The organism is Amaricoccus solimangrovi, from assembly GCF_006385685.1.
Lineage (GTDB): Bacteria > Pseudomonadota > Alphaproteobacteria > Rhodobacterales > Rhodobacteraceae > Amaricoccus > Amaricoccus solimangrovi.
This window is the reverse complement of the sequence record NZ_VFRP01000018.1, coordinates 58,260-82,916: the sequence shown is the minus strand read 5'-3', so window position 1 is coordinate 82,916 and position 24,657 is coordinate 58,260. Positions and strand designations below refer to the sequence as shown.

The window sequence follows — 24,657 nt, the reverse complement described above, 5'->3', positions numbered from 1 at the left end:
GCGGCGATTCACCTTGTCAAGTATTCGATGATCATCCATGTTCATCGAATGAACGAGAAACCCGCCCGCCCCTACCGCCAGAGCAAGCGCGCCCGCTCCCAGGAGGAGACGCGGCTGCGGATCGTCGAGGCGACGATGCGCCTTCACGAGGAGCTCGGACCGCGCAACACGACGATCAGCGCTATCGCCGAGCGCGCGGGCGTGCAGCGGCTGACCGTCTACCGGCATTTCCCGGACGAGACGGCGGTCTTTCAGGCCTGCACCGCGCACTGGCTGTCGCTGAACCCGCCCCCCGACCCGGCCGACTGGGCCGCGATCGCTGATCCGCGCGCCCGCTTCCGCGCCGCGATCGCGGCCTTCCACGGCTATTTCAGCCGCACGCGCGCGATGTGGACGGTCTCCTTCCGCGACGTCGCCGAGGTTCCGGCGCTCCACGGGCCGATGGCGGAGGTCGCGGCCTTTCTCGCGGGCGTCGCCGCCGATCTCGTCGCGGCCTTCGGCGCCGAGGCGGCGCCCCATGTCGCGCCGACGATCCGCCACGCCCTCGCCTTCCCGACCTGGGCCGATCTCGAGGCGCAGGGCCTGACGAACGCCGAGAAGCTCGACCTCGTCACCGGCTGGCTGTTCGGCCACGAGGGCTGGCGGGCGCCCGGCGCGGCGTAGCCACCGCCCCCCTGTCATGAAAGCTTCACTCCCCTCCGCCGGCGGGGGCTGTAGATCTGCTCCCGCCCGGCACGTCGCGCGGGGCCGGAAGGGGACAGAGACGGATGAAGGACGACGAGAAGGATCACGGCGCGCGGGACTGGCTGGAAGCCGAGCTCGCCGACACGCTGGACGAGGATTACGAGCTCGAGCTTTCCGAGCCCGCGCTCTCGCTGGAGATCCGCAAGATCTACAAGCGGGCGCATCCGCCCTCGATGCCCCGGATCGAATATTTCCGCGCGCTGCTGCGGCTCCAGTCCGAACTGATCAAGCTGCAGAGCTGGGTCGCCTACCACAAGGAGAAGGTCGTCGTGATCTTCGAGGGCCGCGACAGCGCCGGCAAGGGCGGGGCGATCAAGCGGATCACGCAGCGGCTCAACCCCCGGATCGCGCGCGTCGTGGCGCTGCCCGCGCCGACCGAGCGCGAGAGGAGCCAGTGGTATTTCCAGCGCTACGTGCCGCATCTGCCCGCGGGCGGCGAGATCGTGCTCTTCGACCGCTCCTGGTACAACCGCTCCGGCGTCGAGCGGGTGATGGGCTTCGCGAGCGAGGATCAGGTCGAGCAGTTCTTCCAGGACGTGCCGGAATTCGAGCGGATGCTGGTCCGCTCCGGCGCGCGGCTCATCAAGTACTGGTTCTCGATCACCGACGAGGAGCAGCAGATGCGCTTCCTGATGCGCGTCCACGACCCGATGAAGCAGTGGAAGCTCTCGCCGATGGATCTGCAGTCCCGGGTGCGCTGGGAGCGCTACACCAAGGCCAAGGAAGACACCTTCGCGCGCACCAACATCCCCGAGGCGCCCTGGTACATCGTCGAGGGCAACGACAAGAAGCGGGCGCGGCTGAACTGCATCGACCACCTGCTGAGCCGGATCCCCTACGAGGACGTGCCGCACGAGGACATCACCCTGCCCGAGCGCGTGTTCAATCCGGAATACGAGCGCAAGGTGCTGCCGCCCGAGCTCTACGTGCCGTCGCGATACTGACCGCCCCTTTCCGGCGGGCGGGCGGCTGCCCGCCGGAAGCGCGCCGCCGGAGCGGCGGCCCGCCCCTCAGCCGAGGTAGACGGTCCCCGCCGGATAGGAGATCCGCTTCGGCTGGCGCGTGGCGAGGAGGAAGCCGAGCGTGAGCGGCCCGACCCTGCCGACGAACATGATGAACATCATCACGATCCGGCCCGCCGCGTCGAAGTCGCCGGTGATCCCGCGCGACAGGCCGACCGTGCCGAAGGCGGAGACCGTCTCGAAGGCGAGATCGAGGAAATCGCCCTCGTGCAGGAGCAGCATGGCGAAGAGCGCCAGCAGGATCAGGAACACGCTCACCATCGCGAGCGCGAGCACCTTCATCACCTGCTCCGCCCCCAGCCTGCGCCCGAACACGTCGACGTTGCGGTGCCGCTTGAAGAAGGTGAGCGTGGCGAGAAGCAGCACGATGAAGGTCGTGACCTTGATCCCGCCCCCCGTCGAGGTGCTGCCGGCGCCGATGACCATCAGCACCATGAACATGAGCGTCGTGCCGTCCGTCAGCCCGGCCATGTCGACGGTGTTGAACCCCGCCGTCCGGGTCGAGGCGGCCTGGAACCAGCTCGCCCAGAGGCGCGCCGGCCAGTCGAGCGCGCCGAGCGTGGCGGGATTGCTCCATTCCATCGCCGCGAAGGCGAGCGTCGAGCCGGCGAGGAGCGCGGCCGTGCCCGTCAGCATCAGCTTCGTGTGCAGCGAGAACCGCCGCCAGCTCCGCTGGCGCTGGACGTCGTCGGCGACGGTGAAGCCGAGCCCGCCGAGGATGAAGAGGAGCGGCACGACGATGTTCACGAGCGGGTCGCCCACCCAGCGGCCGAGGCTGTCCGGGAACAGCGCGAAGCCCGCGTTGTTGAAGGCCGAGATCGAATGGAAGAGCGCCATCCAGATCCCCGCGCCCCAGCCGAATTCCGGCACGAAGACGAAGGCCAGCAGCGCCGCGCCCGCGACCTCGCAGAGCAGGACCACGCGGAGGATCATCTCGGCGAGTTCCAGCAGGTCGGTCGTCGAGGTCTGGTTCAGATCCTCGCGCAGGTAGAGGTGATGCGTGAACCCGACCGGCAGGCCCAGCATCGAGAGGATAAGCACGGCGAAGGTCATGACGCCGAGACCGCCGAGCTGGATCAGGAAGGCGATCACCGCCTGGCCGAAGAGCGTGAAGCCGGTCCCCGTGTCGATCACCGCGAGCCCCGTCACCGTCACCGCCGAGGTCGCCGTGAAGGCCGAATCCGACCAGGTGATCGCCCCCGTCGTCGCGAAGGGCAGCTTCAGCGCGAGCGTCCCGAGCAGGATGAAGCCCGCGTAGATCAGGACGAGGAAGAGCGGGGGCGGAAGATGCGAGACCTTCCGTTTCGTGTAAGCGCGGGCCATGGCTCAGCCCTCGTCGCGGAACGCGTCCCCGAACCGCCAGAGGTCGGTCCGCCGGCCGAGGAGCAGGAGCTTGTCCTCCGTCCGGAGCACGAGCGCGCCGGTCTCGCAGGACAGGAACTGGCTGTCGCGCATCACGCCGAGGGCGCGCAGCCCGTAACGCGCGAAGACGTCCGGATCCGCGACCGGCTTGCCGTCGAGCTTCGGGGGAATCTGGAAGTTCACGACATGATAGCCGTTGCCGAGGCTCACGTAGTCGCGCACCAGCGGATTGTGCAGCATCTGCGCGATGTGCTGGCCGATCTCCTGCTCCGGCAGCAGCACGCGGTCGGCGCCGAGCTTGGTCAGGATCCGGTGATGCGTGCGGTTCAGCGCCTTCACCCAGATCGTCTCGACGCCCAGCATGCGCACGTTCATCGTGCAGAGGATGTTGGCTTCGAGATCCTCGCCGATCGCGACCACCGCGACGTCGTAATTGCCGACGCCCGCCTCCTTCAGCGCGGCCTCGTCCTTGCCGTCGGCGATGATCGCCTCGGTCAGCGTCTCCGCCAGCCGGGCGACGTTGCGCTCGTGGATGTCGATGCCGAGGACGCGGTCGCCGAACCGGGCCAGTTCCCTGGCCACGCTGCTGCCGAAGGTTCCAAGTCCGATCACGACGAAGCTGCGGTTCTTCAAGAGCCCGGTCTCCCGATTGTGGGTGGCTCCCGCATCTAAACCGGATTTCGCACGCGGGGCCACCGCCGAGGCGCGAGGGCCGATCCGGGCGGTGCTCATCCGGCGGCGGGCGAGGCCTCCTCGAGGAAGCGCTTCGCGGCGCGCGCGATCACGATCTCCTCGTTGGTCGGCACGATCAGCACATGGGTGCGGCTGAGGTCGGTGCTGATGCGCCTTTCGTTCGCCGCGTTGCGGGCGCGGTCGATCTCGATGCCGATCCAGTCGAGCCCCGCGCAGACGCGCTCGCGGATGCGGCGGGAATTCTCGCCGATGCCGCCGCAGAAGACGAGCGCGTCGATCCCCCCGAGCGCCGCCGCGAGCCCGCCGAGCTCGCGCCGGATCCGGAACACGAAATAGTCGATCGCCTCGTCCGCCTCGGGCGTGCCGGCGGCCTCGAGCGCGCGCATGTCGTTCGAGAGGCCGGAGAGGCCGAGCAGGCCGGAGCGGGTGTAGAGCAGCTCGCGCACCTCGTCGATGCTCTTGCCCTCCTGCTGCACCATGTAGAAGATCACGCCGGGATCGATCTGGCCGCAGCGCGTGCCCATCGGCAGGCCGTCGAGCGCGGTGAAGCCCATGGTGGAGGCGACCGACCGGCCGCCGAGCAGCCCGCACATCGAGGCGCCGTTGCCGAGATGCGCGATCACCACCCGCCCCGCGTGCAGGAGGGGCGCGACGCGCCGCAGCTCGCCCGCGACATAGTCGTAGCTGAGGCCGTGGAAGCCGTAGCGGCGCACGCCCTTGTCGTAATATTCCCGCGGCAGCGCGAAGACGTCGTTCACCTTCGGATGCCGGCGGTGGAAGGCGGTGTCGAAACAGGCGACCTGAAGCGCGTCGGGAAAGGCGCTCACCGCCGCCTCGATCCCGCTGATGTTGTGCGGCTGGTGCAGCGGCGCGAAAGGCGAGAGCTGGCGCAGCTCGTCCAGCATCCTCGGCGTCACGAGCACCGGTTCGGCGTATTTCGGCCCGCCGTGAACGACCCGGTGGCCGACGGCCTCGGCGCGCGCCTCGGGAAAGTGCGCGCGCAGCAGCGCGAGCGCGGTCTCGAGCGCGCTCGCGTGGTCGCGCGCCTCCTCGGGGTCGAGCTCCCGGCGGACGGGATCCGCGTCGGGGCCGAGGCTCGCCCGGAGCCGCGGCTGGCCGCCGATCTTCTCGATCAGCCCCGTGGCGAGCTCGGCCGGCGCGCCCGCGATGTCGAAGACGCCGAATTTCAGCGACGAGGATCCGGCGTTGAGCGTGAGCGCGACCGGCCGGCTCATCGCACCGCGCCCGCGACCGCGCCGAGCATGGGCGTCTCCCTCATCCTCATCCGACGATGCCGTAGCCGCCGTCGATCGCATGCACGCCGCCGGTGACATTGGCCGCCTCGGCGCTGGCGAGGAAGGCCGCGTAGGCGCCGACGTCCTCGATCGTGGCCAGCATGTGGGTGGGCGCGCGTTCGGCCGCGGCGTCCAGAAGTTCGTCGAACTCCGCGATGCCCGAGGCGGCGCGGGTCCGGAGCGGCCCGGGCGAGAGCGCGTGCACGGAAATGCCCTTCGGCCCCAGCTCGGCCGCCGCGTAGCGCACGACCGATTCGAGCGCGGCCTTCACCGGACCCATGATGTTGTAATGCTCCACCACCTTCCCGGAGCCCTGGAAGCTCACGGTCATGCAGGTGCCGCCGCGCGCCATCAGCGGCTCGGCGAGGCGGATCATCCGCAGGAAGGAATGCACCGAGATGTCCATCGCCTGGCCAAAACCCTCGGCCGAGCAATCGACGACGCGGCCATGCAGATCCTCTCGGGGGCAGAAGGCGATCGAATGCAGCAACGTGTCGAGCCGGCCCCAATGCGCCGTGATCGCCGCGAAAACCGCCTCGAGCTGCCCCGGCCGGGCGACGTCGAGCGGCAGGATGAGTTCGGCGCCGAGCGCCTCCGCCAGCGGCCTCACGTGCTTCTCGGCCTTCTCGTTGAGATAGGTGATGGCGAGCTTCGCGCCCTGCGCGTGGAGCGCGCGGGCGCAGCCCCATGCGATCGACTGGTCATTGGCGACGCCCACGACCAGCGCGGTCCGACCTTCGAGCGAAAACACCGTCACGCCACTCCCGTCCATGTCCCGACGCGCCAGCATGGGCGCGGCGGTGGTGCCGGGACAAGTGAAATTATCGCGTCGCGGCGTGATCCGCCGGCCCGCCCGCCGCGCCCGACCGGCGCAGGGCCTCGAGAAACAGCATGGCGGCTCGCCCGCTCGTCCCGCTCCGGGGCCAGAGCAGGCCGATCCGGCGCGGCGGAGCGGCGCCCGGCAGCGGCAGCCGCGCCACCCGCAGCCCCTCGGGCCAGGGCGGCGCCCAGTCGGGCACGATCGAGACGCCGAGATCCCTGTCCACCATCACCGCGATCGCCTCCAGCTGGTCGAGTTCGAGCCAGTCCCGGGGCGCGAGGCGGCGCGCCTTCATCCAGGCGTCGATGATCCGCCCGCCCCAGTTGCTCCGGTCGTAGCGGATGAAGGGCCGGGTCCGCAGCAGCGTCATCGCGTCCGTGCTCGCGCGCTCGGCGGCGCAGAGCAGCACCATCGGTTCGCTCCGCGCCAGATGCCATTCGAGCGTCTTCGGGATGGCGAAGGGCGGTCGCACGAGCAGGGCGGCGTCGATCCGGCCGGCGCTCAGCGCGTCGTAGAGATCGGGAGAGGTGCCGGGCAGCACGAAGACATCGATGCCGGGGATCGTGTCGGAGAGATCGCGGAGCGCGCCGGGGACGAGCCCGGTCAGCGCCGTGCTGATCACCCCGAGCCTCATTTCGCCCACCGGCGGCCCGGCACGCGCGGCGGCGGCGAGCCGGCGGACATCGACGAGCAGGCGCCGGCTCCGCGCGAGGATCGCCCGCCCGGCGTCGGAGGGCCGGACCTGGCGCCCCGCGCGCAGGATGAGCGGCGCGCCGATCTCGGCCTCGAGCGCGCGCATGCGCTGCGCGACCGCCGCCGGGGTGACCCCGAGGCGGCGCGCCGCCTCGGCGAGCGAGCCGTGCTCGACCACGGCGACGAAGGTCTCGAGGAAGCGGGTATCCATCATCTTTCCTATCTTCTGAAGACAGGATTGAACAGGTTTCCTTTTCACGCGGAAGCGCGTCCCATGCGCCCGATCAAGAATCGCGGGCCGATCCCGCGCTTCCGGCGAAAGGGGAAGAATGGCACTGGATCCGAAGGCGGTCGAAATCCTGAAGGGCGTCTCGACCGCGACGCTGACCACGGTCCTGCTGAAGAAGGGGCTCAGGAACGTCTGGATGCGCGGTACGAAGCCGATCCGGACCGGACAGGACCGCGTGGTCGGTCCCGCCTTCACGCTGCGCTTCGTGCCCGCGCGCGAGGATCTCGCGACGCCGGCGAGCTGGGCCTCGCCGATCTCCACGCGCGCGGCGATCGAGGCGATGCCCGAGGGCTGCGTCGTCGTCGCCGATGCGATGGGGGTGACCGACGCCGGCATCTTCGGCGACATCCTCTGCGCGCGGATGGTGAGGCGGAACGTGGCCGGGCTCGTCACCGACGGGGTGATGCGCGACGCGGCCGGGGTGCTCGGCACCGGACTGCCGCTCTGGTGCGACGGCATCGCGGCGCCGCCCTCGGTCGCGGGGCTCACCTTCGTCGCCTGGGAGCAGCCCGTCGCCTGCGGCGGGGTCGCGGTCTTTCCGGGCGACATCGTGGTCGCCGACGACGACGGCGCGGTGCTGATCCCCGCCGCCTTCCTCGACGCGGTTCTGGCCGAGGCCGAGGAACAGGAGCGGATGGAGGCCTGGATCATGACCGAGGTCGACCGCGGCGTCCCCCTGCCCGGGCTCTACCCGATGAACGACGAGACCAGGGCGCGCTACGCCGCCTGGAAGGCGGGGCGATGAGCTTCGGCCCCGCGACGAAGGGCGTCTATCCGATCGCCGCGACCCCGTTCCATCCCGACGGCGCGCTGGATCTCGACGGCGTCGACCGGCTGACCGACTTCTACCAGGAGGCCGGCGCGACGGGGATGACCATCCTCGGCATCATGGGCGAGGCGCAGAAGCTCGAGCCCGAGGAAGCCGCCGCCATCGCGCGCCGGGTCATCGCGCGGGCGCGGGTGCCCGTCGTGGTCGGCGCCTCCGCGCCCGGCTTCGCGGCGATGCGCCGGCTCGCGCGCGAGGCGATGGAGGCGGGCGCGGCGGGCGTCATGCTCGCCCCCGCGCCGCATCTCAGGAGCGACGAGCAGATCGCCGCCTGGTTCGCCCAGGCGGTCGAGGCGATCGGGCCGGACGTGCCCTGGGCGCTGCAGGACTATCCGCTAACGCTGAGCGTGATCCTCTCGGTACCGATGATCGCACGGCTCATGGCCGAGCATCCCTCCTGCGTGATGCTGAAGGCCGAGGACTGGCCGGGGCTCGAGAAGATCAGCGCGCTGCGCCGGCTCCAGGCCGAGGGGAGACTGCGCCCCTTCTCGATCCTGACCGCGAACGGCGGGCTCTTCCTCGATCTCGAGCATGGCCGGGGCGCGGACGGGGCGATGACGGGCTACGCCTTCCCCGACATGCTCGTGGAACTGATGGACCTGCACGGGAAGGGCGAGAAGGAGGCCGCGCATGATCTCTTCGACGCGCATCTGCCGCTGATCCGCTACGAGCAGCAGCCGGGCGTCGGGCTCTCGGCGCGCAAGTACGTGCTGATGCGCCGGGGCGTGATCGCCTGCGACGTCCAGCGCCGCCCCGGCCCGCCGCTCTCCGCCGCCGCGCGGGCCGAGGTGGACCACCTGCTGCGGCGGCTGGCCCGCAAGGACGGACGCGCGGCGTTCTGATCGGCGCGCGCCCGTCAGAGGCGCGCGCGTTCCTTCGGCACGCAGAAGTCGAAGTCGCAGCCGCGATCGGCCTGCAGTACCGACTGGCGGTAGAGCCGCGCGTAGCCCCGCGTCTCGCCGTCCTCCCTTGGCGGGCGCGCGGCGAGACGCGCCGCGATCTCCTCCGGCGCCACCTCGAGCATCAGCGTCCGCCCGCCCGCGTCGAGCGCGATCATGTCGCCGGTCCGGACCGCGCCGAGCGGTCCCCCGGCGGCGGCCTCCGGGGCGATGTGCAGCACGATCGTGCCGAAGGCGGTGCCGCTCATCCGCGCGTCCGAGATCCGCACCATGTCCTTCACGCCCTCCCGCGCGAGCTTTTTCGGAATCGGGATGTAGCCCGCCTCCGGCATGCCCGGCGCGCCGATCGGGCCGGCGTCGCGCAGCACCAGCACATCCTCCGCCGTCACGTCGAGATCAGGATCGTCGAGCCGTTCGGCGAGATCGGCGAGCGAGTCGAAGACGACCGCCCTGCCCCGGTGCGTGAGCAGCGCGGGCGTCGCGGCGGCGGTCTTCAGGAGCGCGCCCGCCGGGGCGAGATTGCCGCCCAGCACCACCATCCCCTCGCCCCTCACGACCGGATCGGCCGAAGGCCGCACCACCTCCTGCGGCCAGGGCGCCGGCGCCGCGTCGAGCGTCTCGCCAAGCGTCCGCCCGCTGATCGTCGGCGCGTCGAGCCGGAGCGCGCCCCGGATCTCGCGCAGGATCGGCGCGAGCCCGCCAGCGCGGTGCAGATCCTCCATGTAACCCTGGCCCGAGGGTTTCAGATCGACGAGCACGGGCGTCTCCCGCGCGATCCGGTCGACGGTCGCGAGATCGACCGCGATGCCGAGCCGGCCGGCCATCGCGGTCAGGTGGATGATCGCGTTGGTGGAGCCGCCGCAGGCCATCACCGTCCGGAACGCGTTCTCGAAGGCCGCGGGCGCCATCACCTGCGACGGGCGCAACCCCTCGCGCGCGATCCCGACCGCGCGCGCGCCCGTCATCTCGGCGATGCGCCGCCGCTCCGAGGAGACCGCGGGGGCGCTCGCCCCGCCGGGCAGCATCATCCCCATCGCCTCCACCGCGAGCGCCATGGTGGAAGCGGTGCCCATCACGCCGCAGGTGCCGATGGTGGGGGCGAGCGTATCGCTCACCTGCGCGATCTCGCCCGCGTCGAGTTCGCCCGCGCGGAACCGTCCCCAGAAGCGGCGGCAGTCGGTGCAGGCGCCGAGCCGCTCGCCCCGCCAGGATCCCGCCATCATCGGCCCGGTCACCAGCATGATCGCGGGAATGTCCGCGCTCGCCGCGCCCATCAGGAGCGCGGGCACGGTCTTGTCGCAGCCGCCGATCAGGATCACCGCGTCCATCGGCTGCGCGCGGATCATCTCCTCCGCGTCCATCGCCATCAGGTTGCGCAGATACATCGTCGAGGGGTGGGTGAAGCTCTCCTGGAGCGAGATCACCGGGAACGGGATCGGGATCGCGCCGGCGAGCATCACGCCGCGCGAGGCCGCCTCGATCAGGTCGGGCATGTTGCGGTGGCAGGCGTTGTAGCCGGAGCCGGTGTCGACGATGCCCACCACCGGCCGATCGAGCGCCTCGTCCGTGTAGCCCATCGCCTTGATGAAGGCCTTGCGCAGATAGGCCGCGAATTCCGCGTCCCCGTAATGCGCGACGTTCCGGCGCAATCCCGTCTTCGGCTCCATCAGGTTTCCTCTCGTCGGATCCGCTTCCCACGGTTGCATCCGGCACGCATATTGTCAATAATCTTATTGATAATAACTCCCGAGGTATCGATGCCCGTCCTGCTCGCCACCCCCCTGCCCCGCGCGGTCGAAGCGCGCGCCCGCGCCGCCTTCGGCTGCGATCCGGCCGGGAGCAACCTCTCGGCCGCCGAGGTCGCCGCGGCGGCCGCGGCCGGGAAGGTCCGCGCCATCGTGATCTCCTCGCGCCAGAAGCTCGACGCCGGGGCGCTGGCGGCGCTTCCGCCCGAAGTGGGCCTGATCGCCACGACGAGCGTCGGCTTCGACCATCTCGACCTCGGCGCGGCGGCCGCGCGCGGTGTCGCGGTGACGAACACCCCGGACGTCCTGACCGATGCGACGGCGGAACTGACGATGCTGCTCCTGCTCGGCGCGGCGCGGCGCGCGCGGGAATACCAGCGGATCATGGAGGCGGGCTGGCGCCGGAGCTTCGCGCTTCACGAGATGCTCGGCACCCAGCTGTCGGGCAAGCGGCTCGGCATCGTCGGCATGGGCCGGATCGGCCGGGCCGTCGCCGAGCGCGCGCGGGGCTTCGGCATGCGGATCGACTACCACAACCGCCGCCGGCTCGATCCGGCGCGGGAGCGCGGCGCGCGCTGGCACGCCGATCTCGACGCGATGCTGCCCGTCGTCGACGTCCTCAGCCTCCACCTGCCCGGCGCAGGAAGCGCGCCGCTGATGACGCGGGAGCGGTTCGCGCGGCTGCGCCCCGGCGCGATCTTCGTCAACACAGCGCGCGGGTCGCTCGTGGACGAGGAGGCGCTGGTCGAGGCGCTCGGCTCCGGCCATCTCGCCGGCGCGGGGCTCGACGTCTTCCGCGCCGAACCGGCCTACGACCTGCGTCTGCGCGACCAGCCGCGCGCCTTCCTGACGCCGCACATGGGCAGCGCCACGCTGGAGACGCGCGAGGCCATGGGGGCGCGCGCGCTCGACAACGTGGCCGCCTTCCTCGCGGGTGCGACGCCGCCCGACCTCGTCGGGGGGCATTGAGATGACGCGGAGCACGGAACTCGCCGCGGTCACCCGCGCGCTGGAGGAGGACATCGTGCTCGGGCGGCTCCACCCGCGCGAGCGGCTGCCGGAGGACGCGCTCATCGCCCGGTTCGGCGCCAAGCGCCACGTGATCCGCGACGCGCTGCGCCGGCTCGCGGAGATCGGGGTGGTCGAGCTGATCCCGAACCGGGGGGCGCAGGTGCGCGCCTTCACCCCCGCGGAGGTCCGCGATCTCTACGACCTGCGGGAGATGCTGGAGACCGGCGCCGCCGCCCGGCTGCCCGCGCCGCTGCCAGCCTCCGCCCTCGCGGCGCTCGAGGCGGCGCAGCGGCGGCACGACGCGGCGGTGGAGGCGGGCGACAAGGCTGCGATCTTCCGCGCCAACCGGGCCTTTCACGCGCGGCTCTTTTCCTTCTGCCCCAACCCTTTCCTCGTGGAGGCGGTCGAGGCCGCCTCGCGCCGGGCCCATGCGATCCGCTTCGCCTCGCTCGGCGATCCGGCGGCGGTCGCGCGGGCGCGCGACGAGCATCACGCGATGATCGCCGCGGCCGCCGAGGGGCGCCGCGACGATCTGGTCAACCTCTGCCGCGCGCATCTGCCCGCCTCGCGCGAGGCCTATCTCGCCTGCGCGGTCACGCCGTAGTCGCGGAGCGCGGTCTCGGGCGAGATCAGCCCCGCCTCGAGATCGGCGCGGACCTCCGCCTCCGGACGTTCCGAGGCCGGGCCGAAGCCGCCGCCCGAGGGCGAGACATGGCGGAAGACGTCGCCCTTGCCGAGCGTGTAGGGGCGCGTCACGAGCACGGGGAGTTCGCTCACCGTCTCGCCCCGGATCAGCAGGCTGACCGGACCGGTGCCCTCCGCCCCGCCCGCGAGCCCGTGCGGGCGGAAGCGCGCCTTGTCGGAACGGAGCGACATCACCCCCGCCGTCTCGCCGAGGTATTCGTATTCGCGGATGAAGGCGTCGCCGCCGCGGTGGCGGCCAGCGCCGCCCGTGTCCGGCATGATGCCGTAGCGGCGGATCCGGAGCGGATAGGCGGCCTCGATCATCTCGACCGGCACGTTGGCCTGGTTCGCCCCCATGTGCGGCACGCCGACCTGGCCGTCATGCGCTGAGGTCGCGCCCCAGGTGCCCATCACCGTCTCGGTGAAGACGAAGGCCCGGCCCTCGTGCCAGCCGGCGAAGGTCGGCACGGTCGAGCCGCCCATGCCGTCCGCCGTCACCCGGTCCGGCAGCGCCTGGGCCAGCGCGCCGAACATCGCGTCGATCACGCGGTAGCCGGTGATGCCGCGCGCGCCGCAGGGCGCGGGATGGACGGAATTGACCACCGTTCCCTCGGGCGCCGTCACCGTCACGACGCGCTCGAACCCGTGGCAGTTCGGGATGTCGGACAGCATCACCGAGCGGAGCGCGGTATAGACCGAGGCCTTGGTGAAGGGGAGCGGCGTGTTGACCCCGCCCGCGACCTGCGGCGAGGAGCCGGCGAAGTCGACCGCGATCGTGTCGTCCCCGATCGTCACCGCGACCGCGATCACGATCGGCTCGGGATCCTCTCCGAGCCCGTCGAGATGGTCGGTGAAGCGATAGGTACCGTTCGGGAGGTCGCGGATCTCCGCCCGGCCCAGCCGCTCGGCATAGTCGTGAAGCTCCTCCGCCGAGGCGAGCACCTCGTCGATTCCATAGCGCGCGACCAGTTCGAGGAACGACCGCCGCCCGGCGTGGCTCGCCGCCATCTGCGCGCGCAGGTCGCCCCGGACCATCTCGGGCACGCGGACGTTGAGGCCGATGATCTCCCAGATCGCCTCGTTCATCACGCCGGCGTCGCAGAGCTTCAGGAACGGCAGCCGCAGCCCCTCCTGATAGATCTCCTCCGCGCCGAGCGCGTTCGATCCCGGCACGATGCCGCCCACATCGGCGTGATGCGCGAGCGTCGTGGTCCAGGCGACGAGGCGGCCGCCATGGAAGATCGGCTCGACGATGTAGATGTCGGGCAGGTGCTGGCCGTCGGCGGCGTAGGGGTCGTTGCCGATGAAGACGTCGCCGGGGTGGATGTTGCCCGCGTAGCGCCGCGTCAGGTGGCGCATCGCGTCGTAGAAGCTGCCGAGATGCATCGGCGTCGTGACGCCCTGCGCCAGCGTCTGGCCCTTCGCGTCGCAGATCGCGGTCGAATAGTCCATGCTGTCGCGCACGATCGGCGAATAGGCGGCGCGCATCAGCATCAGCGCCATCTCGTCGGCGATGGCATCGAAGGCGTTCTTCATCACCTCGAGCCGGATCGGGTCCACCTGTCTCATTCCGCGGCCTCCACTTCCCGCGCCCGCGCCGCCACCGGCAGCGTGACGACGATGTTGCCGCGCGCGTCGACGCGGGCCTGGCAATCGGGCGGCACGATGGTCGTGCCCTCGTATTCCTCGACGATCAGCGGCCCGGAGCGCGGCCCCGCCGCGAGCCCGGCGCGGTCGATGACGGCGGCCTCGACCCGGCCCCGGTCCGGGCCGAAATAGACCGCGCGCCGCCGCTCCGGCGCGCCTGCGCGCGGGCGATGCGGCGGCAGGCCGCGGCGCGGCCGCGGCACCCGCGCGGTGACGCGCAGGCTCACGATCTCCACCGGCGTCCCCGTCAGCCGGTAGCCATAGGCGCGCTCATGCGCGGCGGCGAAGGATTCGAGCGCCGAGGCCACTCCTTCGGGGCTCAGCGCGCGTCCTTCCGCGAAGGGAAGCGTCAGCTCGAAGGCCTGGCCGCGGTAGCGGAAATCGGCCTCGTGGACGAAGGTGACCTCGGCCGCGTCGCGCGACAGTTCCGCCGCCGTCTGGGCCTCGAGCGCGGCGAAGCGCGCCGCGACCAGCGCGGGATCGGCCGCGTCGACCGGCCTCAGGATCGCCGCGGAGGCCGAGGTCTCGATATCGGCGAAGAGCAGCCCGAGCGCCGAGAGCACGCCCGCGCCCGGCGGCACGATCACGGTCGAGATGCCGAGCGACCGGGCGAGCGAGACCGAATGGATGCCGCCGTTGCCGCCGAAGGCGATCATCACGAAATCGCGGGGATCGCGGCCGCGGTAGGTCGTGACCGACTTCACCGCGCGCGTCATCACGGTCGAGACGAGCTCGTGCACCCCATGCGCGGCGCGGTCGATGTCGATGCCCATCGGCTCCGCCACGACGCGGGTGAGCGCGGCGCGGCTCAGTTCCGGATCGACCGGGACGGCGCCGCCCGCGAGCGCCTCGGGGTTGAGATAGCCGAGGACCATGTTCGCGTCGGTCACCGTCGGCTCGGTTCCTCCCGCGCCGTAGCAGGCCGGGCCGGGCGCCGCGCCCGCGCTGTGGGGGCCGACCTTGAGCGCGCCCGCGCGGTCGCGCCAGACGATCGAGCCGCCGCCGGCGCCGACCTCGGAAATGTCGATGACCGGCAGTTTCAGCGCGTAGCCGCCGCCCTTGGCGAGCTTCGAGGAGAGCGAGATGCCGCCGCCGACCTCGTAATCCTCGGCCCGGAGCAGGTGCCCGTCCTCGATCAGGCTCGCCTTCGCGGTGGTGCCCCCCATGTCGAAGGTGATCGCGTCGGTGAAGCCCGCCTCGAGCATGATCGCGCGGGCGCCGATGACGCCGGCGGCGGGACCGCATTCGACGATCTGCGCCGGGCGCGAGACCACGGTCCGCGCGTCCACGATCCCGCCCGCGGAATGCATCATGAAGAAGCGTTCCGGCAGCCCGGCGGCGGCGAAGCGCGCCTCGAGGGAGTCGAGGTAGGATTTCACCGGCGGCCCGACGAAGGAGTTGATGACGGTGGTCGAGGTCCGCTCGTATTCGCGGATCTCCGGCAGCACGTCGACCGAGAGCGAGACGAAGACCCCCGGCAGCCGCGCGGCGAGCATCTCGCCGATCCGGCGCTCATGCGCGGGATTGGCGTAGGAATGCAGCAGGCAGACCGCGACCGCGTCGACGCCCGCGGCCTCGATCGCGTCGATGGCCGCGTGGACGCTCGCCTCGTCGAGCGGGGTCAGCGCCTCGCCCCGGAAGTCCATCCGCTCGGCCACCTCGAAACGCCACTTGCGCGGGCTGAGCGCGGGCGGCTTCTCGTAGAGCGGATCGTAGAGGCGCGGCACACGGATGCGCCGCATCTCCAGCACGTCGCGGAAGCCCTCGGTGGTGACGAGCGCGGTCCGCGCGCCCTTGCCCTCGAGGATGGCGTTCGTCGCGACCGTGCAGGCGTGCATGATCTCGCCGATCTCGGAGGGATCGAGGTCGTTGATCGCGATGAGCTCGAGGATCCCCTCCGCGACGCCCCGGGCATAGTCGTCCGGCGTCGAGGAGACCTTGCGCGTGGCGATGCTCCCGTCCGGGCGGATGAGCGCGACATCGGTGAAGGTGCCGCCAATGTCGGCGGCGATGCGCGGGTGCGATGCCATGGTCATGCTCCTCCGAGCAGCAGGTTGGGGATGAACAGGACGACGGCGGGCGCGTAGGTGATGATGAAGAGCACGACGATCAGCGGGACGAAGAAGGGCAGGATCGCCTGGCAGACCTCCTCGAAGGTGATGTCGGCGATCTTGGTCACGATGAAGAGCGCGACGCCGACCGGCGGCGAGACGATGCCGATCAGCAGGCCATAGACCATGATCAGCCCGAAATGGACGCGGTCGATGCCGAAGTGGTCGACGAGCGGCATCATGATCGGGATCAGGATCACCATGGCCGGGATGTTCTCCAGAACCGTGCCGATCAGCAGGAAGAAGGCGACCACGATCAGGAGGAAGAGGTACTTGTTGTCGGTGAGGCTCAGCACCCCGGCGGCGAGCTTCTGCGGCACCTGGTCGTAGGTCAGCACCCAGCTCATCGCCGCGGAGACGCCGATCACCATGAGGACCGAGCCGAAGAGCAGCACCGTCTCGGTCATCGCGTGGCGGACACGGGCGAGCGAGAGCGAACGGTAGACGATCCCGAGCAGCAGCGTGTAGGCGCAGGCGATCACGCCCGCCTCGACCGGCGAGGCGAAGCCGGTGGTGATCGCGCCGATGATGATGATCGGCGCGAGCAGCGCCCAGCCCGAGCGCCCGAACTCGCCCGCGATCCGGCCGAGCGGCGGGCGGGGCGTCAGCGGCACGTTGTAGCGCCGGGCGACGATCCGGTTGTAGGCGAGCAGCGCCAGCACCAGCACGATGCCCGGGCCGATCCCGGCGAGGAACATCCGCTCCACCGAGACCTGCGCGCCGAAGGCGTAGATGAGCAGCGGCACCGAGGGCCACATCGTCGGCCCGATCACCGAGCTCGCGACGGTCAGCGCGGCCGCGAAGGGCCTCGGGTAGCCCCGGCTCTCCATCTGGCCGATCACGAGATTGCCGATCCCCGCGACATCGGCGATGGCCGAGCCGGTGACGCCGCCGAAGAAGAGCGAGCAGACCACGTTCACCTGGGCGAGCCCGGCGCGAAGGTGGCCGACGAGGCTGTTGGCGAGCACGAAGATCCGGTCGGTGAGCCCGATCGCCGTCATCAGGTGCCCGGCGAGGATGAAGAACGGGATCGCGAGCAGCGCCGGGCTGTCGATCCCCTCGAGGATGTTGAGCGGGAAGACGTAGAGCGTCCGGAGGCTGTCCGCGAGGCCGATCTGCGCCATCGCGGCGAGCGTGCCGACCGCGAGCGCGATGATCACCGGCACCCCGATGAGCATGAGGATGAGGAAGACGCCGAAGATCGTCAGGGCTACCATTGCAGTTGCTCCGTCTCATCGGCGACCGCGGCCGCGCGCCAGCCGAGGGCGAGCGCCACCGCCTCCACGAGGAAGTGGATGGAGAGCAGCGCGGCGGAAAGCACCATCGGCGCGGACAGCCAGTAGCGCTGCACCCCCACCAGTTCGAGCACGCCGCGCTGGCGGGCGATGATCTGCGGCGTCTCCAGCATCAGCACCGCGCAGACGAGCAGGCCGCAAAGCGCGCCGATCAGCCGGAAGACGCGGTTCGGCCCCGGGCCGAACCGGCTGGTGAAGAAGGCCAGCGTGATGTCCATTCCCCGCCGGTAGATCGCGAAGAAGGCGAGGAACACGCACCAGACCATCAGGAACCCGGTCCAGGGCGCCACCCAGAGGAGGCCGCCGAGGCCGAGGTTGCGGAGCGCGATGTTGAGCATGTTGATGACCAGCATCGCCGCGAGCATCAGCTCCGCGCCCGTCAGCGTCGCCGTCGCGAGCTGGTCCATGCCGCGGTCGAAGGCGCGCAGCCAGCCTGGCGGCGCGCTCCGGGTCGTGTCTCTCGCCATCGACACCGCCTTACTTCGCCGCCTTGGCGGCCTCGGCCGCGGCCAGCATCCCCGCGGGCAGCGCGCCGGCGGCGTCGTGCTCGGCGTACCACGTCTCCATCTCGGCGAAGAGCGGGTCGAGGGGCATGTCGGTGAAGGTCACCCCCCTGGCCTCGAGTTCCGCGCGCATCTTCGACGCGTTCTCCTCCATGAGTTCGGCGCTGTAGGCGCCCGCCTCCTCATGCGCCCGGAGCAGCGCCTTCTGGTCCTTCTCGGGCAGCGCGTCGAAGGCGGCCGCGTTCATCATGAACGGCAGGCCCTGCCAGAACTCGTTGGTCCGCGTGATGTAGGGCGCCTGCTCGTAGAATCCCATCGACTCGACCAGCGCCGCCGGGCTCGTCACCGCGTTCGCGAGCCCGCTCTGCAGGCCCTGATAGGTTTCCGTCCAGGCGAGCATCGCGAGCTCGGCCCCGAGGTGCTTCCAGACCGAGATCGCGAGCTCGTCGGGATACATCCGGAGCGTGATGTCGCGGATGTCCTCGTAGCCCTTGACCGGCGCCTTCGAGATCAGCACCCGGTAGGGGCCGCGCACCACCGCCATCGGCTCGCCGAGCGGACGGACGCCGGCGATCTCCTCGGCCTGCTGGAACCAGCTCCTCGCGAGGTCGCTGTTGGTATAGGCGACCCACTCCTCGCGGCTCTGGAACAGGAAGGGCGGCGCGATCCACTTGATGTCGGGCACCCATTTCTGCAGGAAGAAGGCGTCCTCGGCGTAGATGTTGATCGTGCCGAGCTCGAGCTGCTCCAGCACCGCGGCCTCCTTGCCGAGCTGCTCGGAGGGATAGACCTGGACGTCCATGTCCCCGTCCGAGAGTTCCCGCGCGCGGTCGGCGAAGAACTGGAATACCTTCCCCTCCGGGCTGTCGGGCGGCATCTTCGTGGCGAAGCGCCAGGTCTCGGCGGCGGAGGCGCCCGCGCTCAGGACCAGCGCGGCCATCGCGAAGGTGGCCAGGCGGCGCGCCGACTGCTTAAAGGTCTCCATTCCCATGCGATCGATCCCTTCTTCCGGTGTGTCGTGGCGGGGAGTCCGCCGGTCTTTCTCGGTCATTCCGCGGCCTGGCTCGCCGGGACCGGGCGGCCCCAGCCGCCTCCGCCCGGGGTCTCGAGCATGACCGTCTCGCCGTCGCGGAGCGTGAGCGATCCCTTGGCGGGGCGTTCCTCGCGCCGCCCGTCGCCGTCGAAGGTCGAGTTACGGCCCTTCGCGCCGTCCTCGCCGCCGTGCAGCCCGTAGGGGGCGAAGCGGCGGCGGTCGGTCTGGAGCGAGACGCGGGCCTCGTGGCCGATGATCTGGATCGCCCGCACGATGCCCTCGCCGCCGGGATTCATTCCCGCCCCGCCCGACCCCTCGCGCAGCTCGTAGCGCAGGCAGCGCAGCGGATAGCTGACCTCGAGCGACTCGATCGGCGTGTTGAGCGTGTTCGACATGTTGGCATGCACGCCCGACATGCCCGGCCCCATCGGCCGGCCGCCCTGACCGCCGCCCGTCGTCTCGATGTAGGTGTAGGGGCGGCCGTTCCTCGGATCGACGCCGCCGATCCCGATCAGGTTCATCGTGCCGTTGGAGGCCGCGGCGATCCGGTCCGGCGCGATCTGGGCGAAGCCGCGCAGCACGGTGTCGGCGAGGCGCTGCGTGGTCTCGGTATTGCCCGCGCAGACCGCCGCCGGACGTTGCGCGTCGAGGAAGCTGCCCTTCGGGATATGAACCCTGACCGGGCGCAGCACGCCCGCGTTCGGCGGCAGGCTCGCATCGGTCAGCAGCTTCAGCGAGTAGAAGACCGAGGACCAGCACATCGGCGCGACCGCGTTGACATTGCCCCGGACCCGCGGCGAGGTGCCGTCGAAATCGAAGGAGATCGCATCCTCGGTCACTTCGATCCGGAGCCGGATCCGCACCGGCTCGTCGCTCGATCCGTCGCTGTCGAGGCAATCCTCGGTGAACCAGACGCCCCTGGGCAGTTCCGCCAGCCGCGCGCGCATGCGCCGCTCGGTATAGTCGAGGATCGCCGCCATCCCCTCCTCGAGCCCGTCCGCGCCGAAACGCTCGGCGAGCTCGCCCATCCGCCGCTCCCCGATCCGGAGCGCGGCGAGCTGCGCGTTGAGATCGCCCCGCCGCTCCTCCGGCGTGCGGACGTTGGCGAGCACCATCGCGAGGATGTCGGCCTGAAGCGCGCCCGCGCGGTAGAGCCGGACCGGCGGGATGATGATCCCCTCCTGGAAGATCTCGGTCGAACGGCCCGGCATCGAGCCCGGCTCCATCCCGCCCACGTCCGAGTGATGCGCCCGCGTCGCGACATGGGCGACGCGGCGGCCGTCGATGAAGACCGGCGCGATCAGCGTGATGTCGGGCAGATGCGCGCCGCCGACATAGGGATCGTTCACGATCACCACGTCGCCGGCGTCGAGCGGACCGGTGACCGCCAGCGTCGGCGCAACCGCGCGCAGCATCGAGCCCAGATGCACCGGCACGTGCTCGGCCTGCGCGACGAGTTCCGCGCCCTCGGTGAAGAGCGCGCAGGAGGCGTCCATGCGCTCCTTGATGTTGGGGGAGAAGGCGGTGTGTCTCAGCACCGCGCCCATCTCCTGCGCCGTCGCCTCCAGCGCGTTGCGCAGGACTTCGAGGCGGATCGGGTCGAAGCCGCTCATCGCGCGATCTCCATGATGATGTCGCCGGAGGAAAGGACCGTCGCGCGGTCGCCGGGATAGAGGATGGTGGTGGCCGAGACTTCCTCGATCGCGGCGGGGCCCGTCACGACATTGCCGGCGAGAAGCCCGTCGCGGGCGAGGACGCGGGCCTCGTGCCAGGCGCCCTCACCGCCGGAATCGTCCGGCTCGAAATACATCGCACGCGTGCCCCGGCTCGCGGCCTCGGGCGGGATCGGCCCCCCTTCGGAAAGTTCCGGCAGCAGGGGCTTCTCGATGCGGCCGATGCCGGTCACGCTGAAGCCCACGACTTCGAGCGGCACCTCGGGATCGGCATGGCCGAAGCGCGCGAGATGGGCGGCGTTGAACGCGCCCGGCAGCGCCTCCCACCAGCCCGGCGCCGCCGGTTCGGTGTCGATCGGCAGTGCGAAGCTCTGCCCCGCGTAGCGCAGATCGACCCGGACCTCGACCTCGCGCCGGTCCTCCGCCACGCCGTCGCGGTCGAGATCGGCGAGGGCGCGGGTCACGAGACCGTCGATCAGCGCCTTCGCCCCCGCCTCGCCCAGCTCGTCGAGCGGCGCGATATGCGTCTCCACCAGGTCGTGGCGCAGGTCGGAGATGAGCTGCCCCATCGCGCAGAGGATGCCCGGGGTTGGCGGCACGAGCACGCGCGGCATCCGCAGTTCGCGCGCGACCGGGCTGCCATGCATCGGGCCGGCGCCGCCGAAGGGCACCAGCGCGAAGTCGCGCGGGTCGTAGCCCCGCTCGACCGAGACGACGCGGATGCCGCGCACGATATTGGCATGCGCGACGCGCAGGATGCCGGCCGCCGCCTCCTCGAGCGTCAGGCCGAGCGGCTCGGCGATGTCGCGCCGGATGACCCGCGCCGCGCCCTCCGCGTCGAGTGCCATCGTGCCGCCGAGCCGCGAGCCCGCGTCGAAGCGGCCGAGCACGATATTGGCATCCGTCACCGTCGGCAGGTCCCCGCCCCGGCCGTAGCAGACCGGGCCCGGCACCGCCTCCGCGCTCGCCGGCCCGACGCGGAGCGCGCCGCCCGCGTCGATCCAGGCGATCGAGCCGCCGCCCGCGCCGATCGCGTTGATGTCGATCACCGGCAGCTGGATCGGCACCGTTTCGAGCGCGGCGCTCCGGGTGATTTCGGGACGGCCGTTCCGGATCAGGCTGATGTCGGTCGAGGTGCCGCCGATGTCCATCGTGATGATGTCGCCGATGCCCGCGCCGGCCGCGACATGCGCCGCGGCGACGACGCCGCCCGCCGGGCCCGAGAGCACGGTGTGCACCGGCTTCTCGCGCGCGCTCTCGAGGCTCATCAGCCCGCCGGCGGCGTCCATCACCATGACCGGCCGTTCCGGCGCGAGCCCGAGCCCCGCCTCCGCGTCGCGCAGGATGGCCGAGAGCGTGCTGAGATAGGTCTCCATCACCGGCCGCAGATAGGCGTTCAGCACCGTGGTGCTGGCGCGCTCGTATTCGCGGAACTCGAGACTGATGTCGGTCGAGGCGCAGACCGGCACGCCGGGCAGTTCCGCCTCGAGGATCGCGCGGGCCCGCGCCTCGTGCGCGCGGTTGGCATAGGAATGCAGGAAGAGGACGCCGACGGCCTCGACGCCCGCGGCCGCCATCGCCCTCGCCGCCGCGCGGACATCCTCCTCGGCGAGCGGCTCGATCTCCTCGCCCGCCGATCCGATCCGGCCGCGCGCGGTGAAGCAGAGTTCGCGGGGCGCGAGCGGCTCCGGCCGCGCCACGGCGATGTCGAAGAGCGTGGGCCGGTTCTGGCGTCCGATCCCGAGCAGGTCGCGGAAGCCCGCGTTGACCAGGAAGGCGGTGCGCGCGCCGTTGCGCTGGATGACGGCGTTGGTGGCGGTGGTCATCCCGTGGCCGACATAAGCCACGTCCGCGCCGGTCGCCCCCTGCCGGGCCAGCGCCGCGCGCAGCCCCTCGGCGGTGCCGAGCGCGCGGTTCGCGGGCGTGGTGGAAACCTTGGAGACCGTGATCCGCCGGGAAACCGAATCATAGGCGATGCTGTCGGTGAACGTCCCTCCGACGTCGGAAGCTACGCGAAATCGGGCATCGACGGACATTGCGCTTTCCTGTAACGATAACGTTGCAGTTAATCGAACGCCAAACCGGATTTCCTGTCAATGAATTTTGTTTACCAAAGCGGCAAGGGCCCTCTTCTGCCCGCGAAAACCGCGGAACACTGTCCCGAGCGATGAAAGCGTGAGCATGACCGACATATCCGATCCGCCCAGCCCGCCGTCGCGGCATCAGAGGCGCAGCGAGGCGACCCGCGCCCGCATCCTGGAGGCGGCGCACCGGCATTTCGTCGCCGTCGGGCTCGACGGCGCGCGGATGGAGACGATCGCCGCCGAGGCGGGCGTCAACAAGGCGCTGGTCTATCGGCATTTCGGCGGTCGGGAGCAGCTCTACCGCGAGGTCCTGCGCCGCGCCTACGAGAAGGTCCGCCAGGCGGAGGTCGAGCTGTCGCTGCCCGAGGATCCGGTCGAGGCGCTGGACCGGCTCGTCGCCTTCACCTTCCAGTACTACATCGACAATCCCGACTTCCTGATCCTCGTCGGGATCGAGAACCTCAATGGCGGCGCGCATCTGCGGCGGGTCGGGCAGGAGGGGCTCCATGTCTCGAGCCTCCTCGACATCCTGCGCCGCATCCTCGACGCCGGCGTCGCGCGCGGGATCTTCCGCGAGGGCCTCGACCCGATGGAGTTCTACATGGTCGTCGCGTCGCAATGCTGGTTCACGGTCGCGACGTCGCATACCTTCGGCATCACCTTCGACGTCGACGTGCTCTCGCCCGGGAGCATCGCCCGGCGCCGCGCCCTGATCTGCGACAACGTGCGCCGCTACGCGCTGCGCGACCCGGACCGCTGGAACGCCGGCGCCGGGGACGCGCCCTCGGCATAGGGCCGGAGCGCGGCCTTCCGGCGCCCCGGCGATGTCGCCGCCGGCCTCAGTCGGCGGGCGCGGCCGCGGCCGGCGGCGGCGTTCCGGGCCGCGCGGCCCGGCCCTTGGCGACCATCGCGAGCGCGGCGAGGAAGGCCGGCAGCGCGGCGGCCGCGAAGACGGTCGCGAGATCCCAGCCGAGCGACATGAGCACGCCTCCGAGCGTCGAGCCGAGGACCGAGCCGGAGCGGCCGACCGCGTTGGCCCAGGAGACGCCGGTCGCCCGGCTCGCCGTCGGATAGAAGCCGGCGGCGAGCGCGTTGATGCCGACCTGCGCCCCCGCCACCCCGAAGCCCGCGCCGAAGATCGCCGGCACGAAGAGCCAGGGCTGGGCGACCGAGGTCCCGAGCAGGATCACGAAGCCGCCCGCGAGCAGATAGGCGCCGGCGAGGACGCGGTGCGGCTCGAACCGGTCCATGAGCCGGCCGATCACGATCGCGCCCACCGTGCCGCCGGTCGCGAGCGTGGCCCCCATCAGCGCCGCGTTCTCCATCGAGAATCCCGCCGAGGTGATCAGCAGCGGCAGCCAGCTCGACAGCAGGTAGAAGACGAGCAGGCTCATGAAGAAGCCGGTCCAGATCAGCAGAGTGCCGAGCCCGAGCCCGTCGCTGAAAAGCTGGCCGACCGGGGAGCCGGGCGTCTTGGCCGGGCGCAGGTAGCTCGCCCCGTCGAGATCGGCCTCCGGCGCCATGCGCGAGAGCACGGCCGAGATCCGCGCCGGATCGGCGCCGCGATTGGCGAGATAGCGCGGCGATTCCGGCAGGAACAGCGCGAGAACCGGCGCGAGCAGGAGCGGCATCGCGCCGCCGAGCGCGAGGAGCCCCGGCCAGCCGAAGGCCGCGACGATCGAGGAGGCGGCCAGCCCCGCCGAGGCCGAGCCGATGGTGAAGCCGCAGAACATCAGCGTCACCAGCGAGGAGCGCCGCCGCTCCGGGCAGAGTTCGGCCGTGAGCGTGATCGAGGCGGGCATCGCGCCGCCGAGGCCGAGCCCGGTGACGAAACGCAGCGCGGTCAGCGTCCCGATGTCCGGCGCGAAGGCCGAGGCCAGCGTCGCGAGGCCGAAGAAGACCGTCGTCAGCGTCAGGACCGGCTTGCGCCCGAACCGGTCGGCGAGCGGGCCGAAGACGAAGGCGCCGGCCATCAGCCCGAAGAGCCCGGCGGCGAAAAGCGGCGCGAGCTCGGCCGGGGTCGCGCCCCATTCGGCCTTGAGCGCGGGGGCGATGAAGCCGACCGCGGCCGTGTCGAACCCGTCGATCGCGACGACGAGGAAGCAAAGGAAGATGACGCGTTTCTGGAAGGCGGAGAGGGGATGCGCGTTCACCACCTCCTGCGCGTCGAGCATGCGACGGGCCATGGATATCCTCCGTGTATCGGGACAAGCGACACCGGGAAGCGC

Annotated in this window: 21 protein-coding genes; 7 read left to right on the top strand and 14 right to left on the bottom strand. The window is 71.1% G+C overall.

Annotated features, from left to right (window positions below):
* The first annotated feature begins 48 nt into the window (after positions 1–48).
* Positions 49–663 carry a TetR/AcrR family transcriptional regulator gene (locus tag FJM51_RS16285; RefSeq protein ID WP_140455201.1) on the top strand — a complete coding sequence of 205 codons (615 nt, stop codon included), beginning with the start codon at positions 49–51 and terminating at the stop codon, positions 661–663.
* A gap of 104 nt (positions 664–767) precedes the next feature.
* Complete coding sequence (gene ppk2 / locus FJM51_RS16280; protein WP_140455200.1) at positions 768–1,688, top strand: polyphosphate kinase 2; 921 nt, start codon at positions 768–770, stop codon at positions 1,686–1,688.
* Between the two features lie 66 nt (positions 1,689–1,754).
* On the opposite strand, the gene FJM51_RS16275 is transcribed toward ppk2, so the two are convergent.
* From FJM51_RS16275 to FJM51_RS16255, 5 genes are all read right to left on the bottom strand, one after another.
* The gene (locus FJM51_RS16275) at positions 1,755–3,089 is read right to left on the bottom strand and encodes a TrkH family potassium uptake protein (protein ID WP_140455199.1); all 1,335 of its coding nucleotides are present in this window, start codon (positions 3,087–3,089) and stop codon (positions 1,755–1,757) included.
* Between the two features lie 3 nt (positions 3,090–3,092).
* A complete protein-coding gene (locus tag FJM51_RS16270; protein WP_233713156.1) occupies positions 3,093–3,761 on the bottom strand; it encodes a potassium channel family protein in 669 nt (222 codons plus the stop codon).
* A 95-nt stretch (positions 3,762–3,856) separates the two neighbouring features.
* On the bottom strand, positions 3,857–5,056 hold the full coding sequence (locus FJM51_RS16265; RefSeq protein WP_140455197.1) for an acetate/propionate family kinase: 1,200 nt from the start codon (positions 5,054–5,056) through the stop codon (positions 3,857–3,859).
* Positions 5,057–5,102: 46 nt separating this feature from the next.
* Positions 5,103–5,873, bottom strand: a complete 771-nt coding sequence (gene fabI, locus FJM51_RS16260; protein WP_438502764.1) for an enoyl-ACP reductase FabI — start codon at positions 5,871–5,873, stop codon at positions 5,103–5,105.
* Positions 5,874–5,937: 64 nt separating this feature from the next.
* Positions 5,938–6,843 (bottom strand): LysR family transcriptional regulator, encoded by a 906-nt coding sequence (locus FJM51_RS16255; protein ID WP_233713155.1) that lies wholly within the window; start codon positions 6,841–6,843, stop codon positions 5,938–5,940.
* A gap of 115 nt (positions 6,844–6,958) precedes the next feature.
* Between FJM51_RS16255 and FJM51_RS16250 the strand changes: the two genes are divergently transcribed.
* Positions 6,959–7,663, top strand: a complete 705-nt coding sequence (locus tag FJM51_RS16250; protein ID WP_140455196.1) for a ribonuclease activity regulator RraA — start codon at positions 6,959–6,961, stop codon at positions 7,661–7,663.
* Positions 7,660–8,586 carry a dihydrodipicolinate synthase family protein gene (locus tag FJM51_RS16245; RefSeq protein WP_140455195.1) on the top strand — a complete coding sequence of 309 codons (927 nt, stop codon included), beginning with the start codon at positions 7,660–7,662 and terminating at the stop codon, positions 8,584–8,586. The genes FJM51_RS16250 and FJM51_RS16245 overlap by 4 nt, the downstream gene beginning before the upstream one ends.
* A 14-nt stretch (positions 8,587–8,600) precedes the next feature.
* On the opposite strand, the gene FJM51_RS16240 is transcribed toward FJM51_RS16245, so the two are convergent.
* Positions 8,601–10,310 carry a dihydroxy-acid dehydratase gene (locus FJM51_RS16240; RefSeq protein WP_140455194.1) on the bottom strand — a complete coding sequence of 570 codons (1,710 nt, stop codon included), beginning with the start codon at positions 10,308–10,310 and terminating at the stop codon, positions 8,601–8,603.
* Between the two features lie 90 nt (positions 10,311–10,400).
* Between FJM51_RS16240 and FJM51_RS16235 the strand changes: the two genes are divergently transcribed.
* Together FJM51_RS16235 and FJM51_RS16230 are read left to right on the top strand one after the other, a co-directional pair.
* Positions 10,401–11,357 carry a 2-hydroxyacid dehydrogenase gene (locus FJM51_RS16235; RefSeq protein WP_140455193.1) on the top strand — a complete coding sequence of 319 codons (957 nt, stop codon included), beginning with the start codon at positions 10,401–10,403 and terminating at the stop codon, positions 11,355–11,357.
* Position 11,358: 1 nt separating this feature from the next.
* Positions 11,359–12,003 (top strand): GntR family transcriptional regulator, encoded by a 645-nt coding sequence (locus FJM51_RS16230; protein ID WP_140455192.1) that lies wholly within the window; start codon positions 11,359–11,361, stop codon positions 12,001–12,003.
* On the opposite strand, the gene FJM51_RS16225 is transcribed toward FJM51_RS16230, so the two are convergent.
* The 7 genes from FJM51_RS16225 to FJM51_RS16195 form a co-directional block, all read right to left on the bottom strand.
* Complete coding sequence (locus FJM51_RS16225; protein ID WP_140455191.1) at positions 11,976–13,652, bottom strand: hydantoinase B/oxoprolinase family protein; 1,677 nt, start codon at positions 13,650–13,652, stop codon at positions 11,976–11,978. The two genes, FJM51_RS16230 and FJM51_RS16225, sit on opposite strands and share 28 nt — an antisense overlap.
* Positions 13,649–15,760, bottom strand: a complete 2,112-nt coding sequence (locus tag FJM51_RS16220; protein ID WP_140455190.1) for a hydantoinase/oxoprolinase family protein — start codon at positions 15,758–15,760, stop codon at positions 13,649–13,651. The genes FJM51_RS16225 and FJM51_RS16220 overlap by 4 nt, the downstream gene beginning before the upstream one ends.
* 2 nt (positions 15,761–15,762) lie before the next feature.
* Positions 15,763–17,058, bottom strand: a complete 1,296-nt coding sequence (locus FJM51_RS16215) for a TRAP transporter large permease (protein ID WP_140455189.1) — start codon at positions 17,056–17,058, stop codon at positions 15,763–15,765.
* Positions 17,052–17,603: a TRAP transporter small permease gene (locus FJM51_RS16210; RefSeq protein ID WP_140455188.1), complete on the bottom strand. Its 552-nt coding sequence runs from the start codon at positions 17,601–17,603 to the stop codon at positions 17,052–17,054. Before FJM51_RS16210 ends, FJM51_RS16215 begins: the two co-directional genes overlap by 7 nt.
* 10 nt (positions 17,604–17,613) lie before the next feature.
* Positions 17,614–18,624, bottom strand: a complete 1,011-nt coding sequence (locus FJM51_RS16205; RefSeq protein ID WP_140455187.1) for a TRAP transporter substrate-binding protein — start codon at positions 18,622–18,624, stop codon at positions 17,614–17,616.
* Positions 18,625–18,686: 62 nt separating this feature from the next.
* Positions 18,687–20,285, bottom strand: coding sequence for a hydantoinase B/oxoprolinase family protein (locus tag FJM51_RS16200; protein ID WP_140455186.1), 1,599 nt, complete (start codon positions 20,283–20,285; stop codon positions 18,687–18,689).
* A complete protein-coding gene (locus FJM51_RS16195) occupies positions 20,282–22,381 on the bottom strand; it encodes a hydantoinase/oxoprolinase family protein (protein ID WP_140455185.1) in 2,100 nt (699 codons plus the stop codon). The genes FJM51_RS16200 and FJM51_RS16195 overlap by 4 nt, the downstream gene beginning before the upstream one ends.
* A gap of 145 nt (positions 22,382–22,526) precedes the next feature.
* On the opposite strand from FJM51_RS16195, the gene FJM51_RS16190 reads away from it, so the two are divergent.
* Entirely contained in the window at positions 22,527–23,222 is a 696-nt protein-coding gene (locus FJM51_RS16190; RefSeq protein WP_140455184.1) for a TetR/AcrR family transcriptional regulator, read from the top strand.
* A gap of 46 nt (positions 23,223–23,268) precedes the next feature.
* Here the strand turns inward: FJM51_RS16190 and FJM51_RS16185 are convergent, their stop codons facing one another.
* On the bottom strand, positions 23,269–24,615 hold the full coding sequence (locus FJM51_RS16185) for an MFS transporter (RefSeq protein ID WP_140455183.1): 1,347 nt from the start codon (positions 24,613–24,615) through the stop codon (positions 23,269–23,271).
* Positions 24,616–24,657 lie beyond the last annotated feature (42 nt).